This window comes from Mycobacterium simiae (assembly GCF_008370645.1).
GTDB classification, from domain to species: Bacteria; Actinomycetota; Actinomycetes; order Mycobacteriales; family Mycobacteriaceae; genus Mycobacterium; species Mycobacterium simiae_A.
The window spans coordinates 1-8,636 of sequence record NZ_VTZN01000194.1 but is presented as its reverse complement, the minus strand read 5'-3'; the positions used below and the strand labels follow the sequence as shown (position 1 = coordinate 8,636).

Annotated in this window: 10 protein-coding genes and 4 pseudogenes; 13 read left to right on the top strand and 1 reads right to left on the bottom strand. The window is 62.4% G+C overall.

Going from position 1 to position 8,636, the window contains the following annotated elements:
• Nucleotides 1-342, bottom strand: a pseudogene (locus tag F0Q45_RS22280) (hypothetical protein); the annotation flags it as partial.
• On the opposite strand from F0Q45_RS22280, the gene F0Q45_RS22275 reads away from it, so the two are divergent.
• From F0Q45_RS22275 to F0Q45_RS22225, 13 genes and pseudogenes are all read left to right on the top strand, one after another.
• Nucleotides 329-580 carry a type II toxin-antitoxin system ParD family antitoxin gene (locus F0Q45_RS22275; protein WP_149655991.1) on the top strand — a complete coding sequence of 84 codons (252 nt, stop codon included), beginning with the start codon at nucleotides 329-331 and terminating at the stop codon, nucleotides 578-580. The pseudogene F0Q45_RS22280 and the gene F0Q45_RS22275 overlap by 14 nt on opposite strands.
• Nucleotides 577-873, top strand: coding sequence for a type II toxin-antitoxin system RelE/ParE family toxin (locus F0Q45_RS22270; protein WP_149655990.1), 297 nt, complete (start codon nucleotides 577-579; stop codon nucleotides 871-873). The genes F0Q45_RS22275 and F0Q45_RS22270 overlap by 4 nt, the downstream gene beginning before the upstream one ends.
• A gap of 114 nt (nucleotides 874-987) precedes the next feature.
• Nucleotides 988-1,284, top strand: coding sequence for a hypothetical protein (locus F0Q45_RS22265; RefSeq protein WP_149655989.1), 297 nt, complete (start codon nucleotides 988-990; stop codon nucleotides 1,282-1,284).
• Nucleotides 1,285-1,462 (top strand): annotated as a pseudogene (locus tag F0Q45_RS28030) (hypothetical protein); the annotation flags it as partial.
• 35 nt (nucleotides 1,463-1,497) lie between these two features.
• Nucleotides 1,498-2,211, top strand: coding sequence for a hypothetical protein (locus tag F0Q45_RS29595; RefSeq protein ID WP_262491119.1), 714 nt, complete (start codon nucleotides 1,498-1,500; stop codon nucleotides 2,209-2,211).
• Between the two features lie 159 nt (nucleotides 2,212-2,370).
• Nucleotides 2,371-2,973, top strand: coding sequence for a hypothetical protein (locus F0Q45_RS22255; protein ID WP_149655988.1), 603 nt, complete (start codon nucleotides 2,371-2,373; stop codon nucleotides 2,971-2,973).
• Between the two features lie 817 nt (nucleotides 2,974-3,790).
• Complete coding sequence (locus F0Q45_RS22250) at nucleotides 3,791-4,075, top strand: type II toxin-antitoxin system TacA family antitoxin (RefSeq protein WP_149655987.1); 285 nt, start codon at nucleotides 3,791-3,793, stop codon at nucleotides 4,073-4,075.
• On the top strand, nucleotides 4,072-4,575 hold the full coding sequence (locus F0Q45_RS22245; RefSeq protein ID WP_149655986.1) for a GNAT family N-acetyltransferase: 504 nt from the start codon (nucleotides 4,072-4,074) through the stop codon (nucleotides 4,573-4,575). Before F0Q45_RS22250 ends, F0Q45_RS22245 begins: the two co-directional genes overlap by 4 nt.
• A 286-nt stretch (nucleotides 4,576-4,861) precedes the next feature.
• A pseudogene (locus F0Q45_RS22240) lies at nucleotides 4,862-6,260 on the top strand (IS1380 family transposase).
• A 423-nt stretch (nucleotides 6,261-6,683) separates the two neighbouring features.
• Entirely contained in the window at nucleotides 6,684-6,980 is a 297-nt protein-coding gene (locus F0Q45_RS22235) for a hypothetical protein (protein WP_149655985.1), read from the top strand.
• Nucleotides 6,981-7,173, top strand: a pseudogene (locus tag F0Q45_RS28020) (hypothetical protein).
• A gap of 20 nt (nucleotides 7,174-7,193) precedes the next feature.
• Entirely contained in the window at nucleotides 7,194-8,096 is a 903-nt protein-coding gene (locus tag F0Q45_RS22230) for a hypothetical protein (protein WP_149655992.1), read from the top strand.
• A gap of 10 nt (nucleotides 8,097-8,106) precedes the next feature.
• Entirely contained in the window at nucleotides 8,107-8,457 is a 351-nt protein-coding gene (locus F0Q45_RS22225; protein ID WP_149655984.1) for a hypothetical protein, read from the top strand.
• Nucleotides 8,458-8,636 lie beyond the last annotated feature (179 nt).

The window sequence follows — 8,636 nt, the reverse complement described above, 5'->3', positions numbered from 1 at the left end:
CTCACCGGGGCGATGTGCCCAACCAGGTATTGCGAGCGCGGGCTGAACGGCAACACCTCCCGCGGGCCGTGGATCGGGCCGAGCAGCTCACGCTCCAGGATCTCGACCAGGTTCTCCCGGACGGTGAATGACGTGCCGTCCGGCTGATACGTCAACTCATATGTCGCATCGGTGGTCTCGGTCATCCCAACAGTGTCGCCTCACCCTCTGACATGTTTGGGCGCGCCGCGCCCGGTGCGGCCATGCCGATCCCGAGGAGATTCTGCCGCTGCGGCTTGGAGTGTCCCAGGGGCTAAAACCTACTACCAACAATTGGTATTGTGCGTTCGTGGGTAAGAACACGTCCTTCGTCCTCGACGAGCACTACAGCGCCTTCATCGACGGCGAGATCGCCGCGGGCCGCTACCGGTCGGCCAGTGAAGTCATCCGCTCCGCGTTGCGACTGCTCGAGGACCGTGAAACCCAGCTGCGCGCGCTTCGCGAGGCTCTCGAGGCCGGCGAACGCAGCGGCAGCTCGACACCGTTCGACTTCGACGGATTCCTCGACCGTAAGCGGGCTGACGCCTCGCGTGGCCGGTGAGTAGCCGATACCTTCTCTCGCCTGCCGCGCAGGCAGATCTGGAAGAGATCTGGGACTACACCTATGACCGTTGGGGTGTCGATCAGGCTGAGGAGTACCTACGCGAACTTCAACACGCTATTGACCGTGCTGCGGCAAACCCGCGGATCGGACGAGCGTGCGACGAGATTCGCCGCGGCTATCGCAAGCTCTCGGCCGGGTCACACACGCTGTTCTATCGGGTGACCGGCGAAGGCACCATCGACGTCGTGCGAGTCCTGCACCAACGGATGGACGCCGACCGGAACCTCTGACTGCCCATGCCGCCGCCGGTGGTTCGCATGCGCCGAGGCAATGGGCCTGAGCTCGCGCGATGGCCCAACCTGCGATGAGTTGCCGCCCCTTACTCCGGCAGTTAACTTCCGAGGATGGGACCCGGTCAGCTGCGCATCGATGTCAGTCAGCTAAGAGCCACGGGCAGCCAGTGGCGGGAGCTATGTACCGAACTCAACGTCCTGGGACCGCCGTCGCAAGGGCAGCCGTTTCAGCCCACCACGGCAGCGGTGGGCAGTGTCCACGCAGCGGTTGGCCTCGCCGCGGCGAAGTCTTCTGCCCGGGCACAAGTGACAATCAGTGCGGTAGAGGCTGGCGCTGCAGGGTATGTCGGCAACGAGGCGACTGCCGCAGCGGAGATGGCGGCGGTGCCGCAAACCAGGGTGGTCTAGTTGCTGCCAACTCTGTCGCAAATCTACGCATGGGACACCGAACATCTCATCGAGGCGGCCACGTACTGGACGAAGACGGCCGATCAGTGGGAAGACGTGTTCCTGCAGATGCGCAACCAATCCCACGCCGTCGTCTGGGAGGGCGCTGGCGGTGATGGGCTGCGACAGCGAACCGGCACCGATCTGCAAATCGTCAGTTCCAAGGCCGACCAATTGCGTCAGGCTGCGCGAATTGTCCGTGACGGCGCCGGCACTATCGGCGCCGCACAGCGCAGGGTCATCTATGCCGTCCAGGACGCCCACAACGCCGGCTTCATTGTCGAAGAAGACCTCTCGATCGCCGACACCCGAACCGGCCGCACCGCGGCTGAACGGGCCTCTCGGCAGGCACAAGGACAAGTATTCGCCGCCGACATCCGCCAACGCGCCACTCAACTAATCGGGCTTGAACACGAAGTGTCCGCAAAAATTACCGCCGCGACGATCGGAATCGCCACCACCACCTTCCCGGAAACACCGGACAATCACAAACCTCAAATCCAGGCCGTCGACCACCACTGGAAAGAAGATCCGGCACCACCGCCCCAGCCATCAATGTCGCGTGAGCAAGCCGCGGCCGGTTTGAAAGATGTCAACCAAAGGATATGGGAGCACAACCATATCGATAGACCGTTTGTTGAATCGCTGCCCCCCAATGATCCACGAAGAGCCGATTTTCATGTCGAGACCCAACTGCTTAACGCCGAAAAGCAACGATACCTAGACGTTTTACCGCAGCAGCATCCACCCGCGAATGTGATCGGGCCAGGCGGAGTCAATCTTCCGGGCGTTTCGCAGGGTCTTATCTCAAACACCCCGGCGAAGTCCGGACAGGGTTGGATATATCCGATAGCCCCAATCAACCAGCCATTGATCCGCGTGTCGTAGCAATCCGAGTCATGGAACCAACTACTCAGTACCCTAACGGCTATTTGAATTACCTTAATGCAACGGGTCAAGAAGTGGACCCGTTTACCGGTCGGACTGTGCCACCTACGGACCCCTTTGCGCACATACCAGTGCCTAATTGAAGATAGGATCGTTCATATGAGCGCTTACTCGATCAATGAACTCTATGAGTTCACTCCGGGCGTCGAATTGACGACATCGTCGCGGCCGAACCCCTTAATTGAGCAAGGCGCTCTAAATGAAGCCGAATTTATTGACATGCGCCTTTCTCCACAGCGATCACGCGTCGGCGTTATCTTCGATGTCCGGTGGTGCGATTTCGAGAGGTCGAACGCTGCCCTCGTCGTGTTAACGGGCGCGGGAATGATCGCTTGGTCGAACGACGCCAGTCGGCAACATCGGTGGTACTCAACGCGTGGCTATTGGACGCCGACAACGTCTGAATTTGCTTCGCCGATCACACCCAATGATGGGGATGTTTGGGCAAAAGACGCGGATCGTTCTGAAACCGCTGCTTATCCGACGACGCTGCCCGGCGCTAAGAAATTGCCAGAGTATACCTTGCGGTTCGATTGGTTGTCCCTATCGGGATTAACCGCTCGAATCTACATTGGACATGTCGAAGGCCTAGATGGCGCGCCACCGGATATGACCGAGTTGTCCGACGCCGAAATAATCGCCGGATTTCCCCAGTGGTCATCGGTGATGCAGGTGAATGAGCATTACACGTATATCCCCTGAACGAGAGTCGTATCCGGGCAGCACCATGCGCCGTACCGCGGTGCGACCCGACTTCAGGCATGTATTTCGGCGGGCCGTAGCTGAGCTCGGTTCCGCGCTGGTACGGGACGATTTATGCGCTGGGCCGAACCGGATCTCTGCATCGCCAGGGGGAACAACGATGCGCCCATCACCTGAGCACACCGGATCGCCGCGACAGTTCACCGCCGATGTGCCGCAAAACCTGTTGCGGCACATCGCGATTAACAACGCCGACAACGGCCGCGCAGGCGCCGGGGTACTTCGTGTTGCTGGTTGCGCGTACGTGGACCGAAGGTCCGATGATGTACCTCGCGTACCAGGCACCGCCGTCCGAAATCACCTGGGACTTGTACGTGACACCAGGGAAGGCATTGCGACAAGAGCAGTAAACTGCTGTCCCTCAGTCAAGTTCAACCTCGTGTCGGCGGACCCGCCAAGGTTCGCTCGCCTGCGGCTAACGCTCCACCTTTCCGGGCTCGAACCGCATCACCCGTGTTCGAGAACTTTGAACCGATAGCCACCACGGGCCATCAGGGACTGACTCCGCGTGCTTTTCGATCGCGTCGCAGCGCGTTGTCACGCACACGAGCTGGTCCCACGGGCGCGCGGTCGGGCACTGTCGACCGGCTGAACAAGAAGCGCGAAGAGCAGGCGAAAGATTGGGCTCTCATCCGCTACCTCGTTGCCGAGCGCGTCCGCGCCTGCTTCTTGTACGCAGGCGTCGGGCCTATAGCCTCTGAGTTTCGCCTATACCACCACCCCAAATGTACGTACCGAGTGAGTACACTGGGTTGTTATGGGTTCAGCCGACCAGAAGCGCCGAAGCCGCATCAACCTCCGGGTCGATCCCGACCAGGAGGCTCGTCTGCGTGCTGCCGCCGAGGCCAACGGGGAGACCCTCACCGGGTTCCTCCTGGCCGCTGGGACCGAGCGGGCAGAGGCGGTTCTTGAACGCGTGGGGCGGATCGCCGTGAGCGCGGCGGTCTTTGAGCGGTTCGTCACCGCCTTAGACGCCAAGCCGGAACCGATGCCGATCCTCACCCGCTACGCCACGGAGCCCAGCCCCATCCCGTCCCGATGACCGCGGGGGACGACCTCCGGCCAGTCGAGCTACTGTCGACCGCTCACGATCTCACCCAATTCGACTCCGGGGTTCCTGAGTTGGACCGGTGGTTGCGCAACTCTGCTCGCGTGGCCCGATCGGCTGGTACGGCGGCTACCTACATACTGAGCCGGGGTGATCGGGTCATCGCCTACTACGCGCTGGCGATGAACGCCGTCGCCCACACAGCAGCACCGTCGCGACTGCGCCGGGGCATGCCCGACCCGGTGCCTGTCGTCCTGTTGGCACGGCTGGCCGTTGATCGCAGCGAGCAGGGCCATCGCCTCGGTGGTTACCTGCTGGTCGATGCGCTTCGCCGGTGCGTGCGAGGCTCGCGAGAGTTCGGCGCTCGAGCCGTGGTTGTCGATGCCATCGACGAGCGGGCGGCGCAGTTCTACCGGCACTTCGACTTCCACGACCTCGACCAGGGGCGGCTGCGGCGGCGGCTCAGCGACATCACAGCCGCGCTAGGCGAATAAAACGGTGTCTTCTTACGCCGCCGTCGTGCGCTCCTGTACGTCGGTGAGGGGACTGAATTGTGCGGCGAGGATCGTGTGGGTGAGGTCTGTGTGGTGTTCGGTGCCTGCTGCGCGTAGCCGGGCGAGCGCGCGGCGTAGTCGTGACTCCAGGGCGTTCTCGCTTAGCCTGATTCCACCGATAAAAGGGCTGGTTGGCGGGGTGCCGGAATGGTGAAAGTGCCCTCTGAGCTGGAAAGATTGGTGTTCATCACGCAACAATCCGACCGGTTCAAGAAAGGCACTTTCAGTGCAAGTGTCCCACACGCTCGGCCCTGATTCTGCTGTGTTCGACGAGGACAATCTTGTGTCCTGCGCGGGCCTGGTCCCGGTGATGGTCCTGGCCGAGCAGGCAGGCCTGACACGGTTGTTGGACAACAAGATTCACATCGCCTCGACGCGAGTGAAGTCGGGGGCGGCCAATCCGGCCCCGGAAACTGGCCACCCTGATCGCGGGTATGTGCGCCGGCGCGGACTATATCGACGATGTCGACCTGGTCCGCGCCGGCGGTATGAAGACCCTTTTCGGGCCGGTGTATGCCCCCTCCACCGTGGGAACCCTGCTGCGCGAGTTCACCTTCGGCCATGCCCGCCAGTTGGATTCGGTGCTGGCCGAGCATCTGGCGGGCCTGTGCGAGCGGGTGAGTCTGCTGCCCGGTTCAGATGTACGTGCCTTTGTCGACATCGATTCGCTGGTGCGCCCGGTCTACGGACACGCCAAACAGGGCGCCTCCTACGGGCACACCAAGATCGCCGGCAAACAGGTGCTACGCAAAGGGCTGTCGCCGCTGGTCACCACACTGAGCACCGACACCGCCCCACCGGTGATCACCGGCATTCGGCTGCGAGCCGGAAAGGCCAACTCCGGCAAAGGGGCCGCCCGCATGGTCGCCCAGGCCTTGCAGACTGCGCGTGCGGCCGGAGTCACCGGGACGATCACCGTGCGCGGTGATAGTGCCTATGGATCGCGTGCGGTGTTGCGGACCTGCCGCCGCTACGGGGCGGTGTTCTCCCTGGTGCTGACCCGCAACGCCGCCGTGCAACGCGCCATCGACAGCATTCCCGAGGACACGTGGACCCCCGTGCAATATCCGGGTGCGGTGACCGATCCTGAGACCGGGGCCTGGATCTATGATGCCGAAGTCGCCGAAACCACCTACACCCTGGCCAAATCCGGCACCCACCCGGCGGTAACCGCCCTGCTGATCGTGCGCCGCGTCAAAGACGCTACCCAACCTCACGAGGGCTTGTTCCCGATCTGGCGCTACCACCCGTTCTTCACCAACTCCTGCGAGTCGGCCACCGACGCCGATATCACCCACCGCCGCCACGCCATCATCGAAACCACCTTCGCCGATCTCATCGACGGACCCCTGGCCCACATCCCCTCCGGGCGTTTCGGCGCCAACAGTGCCTGGGCGGTCTGCGCGGGGATTGCCCACAACCTGCTGCGCGCCGCAGCGACCCTGCCCGGCACCCGCCACCGCCGCGCCCGCGGCACCACCCTGCGCCGCCACCTGGTCAACATCCCAGCCCGCCTGGCCCGTCCCCAACGCAAACCGATCCTGCACCTACCCACTCACTGGCCCTGGGCACCGGCTTGGAACGCTCTGTGGCACAACATCATCAGCCACCCACACCCAACCTGAACATCATCCACCCGCCCCGACAACCAGGACCCAACAGGAAAAGCTGGACAGACCAGCGGTCCTGTCACGCACCCACCACAGCCGACATCAAGACCAACAGCTCAACCGCCGACCGCCGGGCCTATCGGTGGAATCAGGCTTAGTTAGGCCTCCACCGACCGGATGATGCTGCAATCCTCATCGACGTCGTGCGCGTCCTGCGCCAACGTAGCGACGTCGACCGACACCTCTGACTTCCTTTGCCGCCGGTTCCCATGCGCCGAGGCGATGGCCCTGAGCTCGCGCGATGGTTCGACCTGCGATGAGTTGCCGACCCTTCTAAGAGCCACGGCCAGCCAATGGCGGGAGCTAAGCGGCCCGGCAGTCGATGGCTCGACCTCCGATGAGTTGCCACCCCGTAGCCCGCCATTAGACTTCCCGAGGATGAAAGCCGGTGAGCTGCGGGTCAATATCCAACAGGTAGCGGCTACGGCCAGCCAATGGAGCACGCGAAGCACTGAACTCAGCGTCCTTGCACCGCCGCCGCTGGGGCAGCCGTTCCAACCCACCACAGTGGCGGTGGGCGGTGCCCACGCAGCGGTTGGCCTCGCAGCGGCGGCGTTTACCGCCCGGACACGGGCCACGGCCAGTGCGGTCGAGGCGGGCGCTGCGGAGTATGCCAACAACGAAGCGGTTGCGGCGGCCGAGATGGCGACCGTGCCGCAAACGAGGCTGGTGTAGTTGCTGCCGACCCTGTCGCATATCCACGCCTGGGACACCGAACATCTCATCGAGGCCGCCCACTACTGGACGAAGGTCGCCGATCAATGGGAAGACGTGTTCCTAGAGATGCGTAACCAATCCCACATCATCGGCTGGGAAGGAGTCGGCGGTGACGGGCTGCGACAGCGAACCGGCGCTGACCTACAGATAGTCAGTGGCAAAGCCGAGCATTTGCGCCAAGCGAGCAGGATCGCCCGTGCTGGCGCCGGAACCATCGGCGCAGCCCAACGCAGGGTCATCTATGCCGTCCAAGACGCCCATAACGCGGGCTTCAATGTCGAAGAGGACCTCTCGGTCGCCGACACCCGAACCAGCCGCACCGCCGCCGAACAGGCAGCTCGCCAGGCCCAAGCACAAGCATTGGCCGGGGATATCCGCCAACGCGCAACACAATTAGTCGGGCTCGAGCACGAAATAGCCACCAAAATAACCACCGCCACGGCACCCCTTAACACCATCGGCTTCCACGAATCGCCAATCGCACCGCGGCCACCGACACCAGTGCCCCATAACGACAAACCTCAAGTCCACGCCGTCGACCGCAGCTGGAAACAAGACCCACCCTCACCGATGCCGGACGACCCGAAAGACATGACAGCCGCGCAAGCACGCGCAGCCTGGGACGCCGTCAACGCTGACATCGCTCGGTACAACGCCCGATGCGGACGCACCTTCGTTCTGCCCAACGAGCAGGCAGCCTACGATGCGTGCATTGCGGACAAAGGTTCTCTCCTTGAAAGACAAGCCGCAATCAAAGCCCGGCTAGGCGAATTGGGTGTGCCGGTCGAAGGTGAACCCCCTCCTGCTCCCGATCCCGCTGGACCACAACCGAACGAAGGCTTGCCGCCGCCCGGCGTTAGCCCGCCCGCCGAAGGCAACCTAACGGTTGGACCGCCCAGCCGTCCTAGCCAACAGGCTCGCGGCGGCGAAAGCCTCTGGGACGAAAACGGCGGCGAGTGGCGATATTTTCCAGGAGACAACTACCGCTATCCGCATTGGGATTACAACCCCCACGATTCGCCGACCTCTAGATGGCAGAATATTCCCATCGGGGACCTTCCGACTCACAAGTGATTGGACCAGAATGACCGTTTTCCGTGTCAAGCCGGATAACTACTTCGGTGACGTAGTTCTGGCGGCTGCAGACCGGGATGGGCTTCGCATTTTCCAGTCCGCCGTGCGATCGGCCCATGAGAGTGGTCGGGCAACTTTCGACATAGATGGTGTACAGCAACGGATAGTGCGAGAAAGCGGAACTGCCGATATGGAACTAGGATCGCAAACCGTTGTATGGCGCTTCGATGACACGAAGTTGGTAGAAATCCTCGATAAGCTATCGCCATTGATTGATGGCGAAGGACCAGGCCACCAGTATATCGATGATTTGAATAGTCCGGCGCCGACATTGATGATATCTGTTGACGAATATGCTTGATTTACGATGTTCGGCCGCGGGCAGCGCGCTCCACCAGACCGAGCACGGCGAGGACGCGACGGCCGTCGGCGGCGTGCTGTGTCTCAACAGTGCCCGTTGCTCTTGGTAATGGAAACGGTGTTGACTGCACCAATGACAAGCTTTTGCGTTGGTCGCGCATCACCTGGTTCATGAACTGG

What these genes read in the sequence shown, in the direction of transcription:
- F0Q45_RS22255 (WP_149655988.1), top strand. Translation starts at nt 2,371, where the DNA reads ATGAGCGCTTACTCGATCAATGAACTCTATGAGTTCACTCCGGGCGTC.
- F0Q45_RS22250 (WP_149655987.1), top strand. Translation starts at nt 3,791, where the DNA reads ATGGGTTCAGCCGACCAGAAGCGCCGAAGCCGCATCAACCTCCGGGTC.
- F0Q45_RS22265 (WP_149655989.1), top strand. Translation starts at nt 988, where the DNA reads ATGGGACCCGGTCAGCTGCGCATCGATGTCAGTCAGCTAAGAGCCACG.
- F0Q45_RS22235 (WP_149655985.1), top strand. Translation starts at nt 6,684, where the DNA reads ATGAAAGCCGGTGAGCTGCGGGTCAATATCCAACAGGTAGCGGCTACG.
- F0Q45_RS22245 (WP_149655986.1), top strand. Translation starts at nt 4,072, where the DNA reads ATGACCGCGGGGGACGACCTCCGGCCAGTCGAGCTACTGTCGACCGCT.
- F0Q45_RS22225 (WP_149655984.1), top strand. Translation starts at nt 8,107, where the DNA reads ATGACCGTTTTCCGTGTCAAGCCGGATAACTACTTCGGTGACGTAGTT.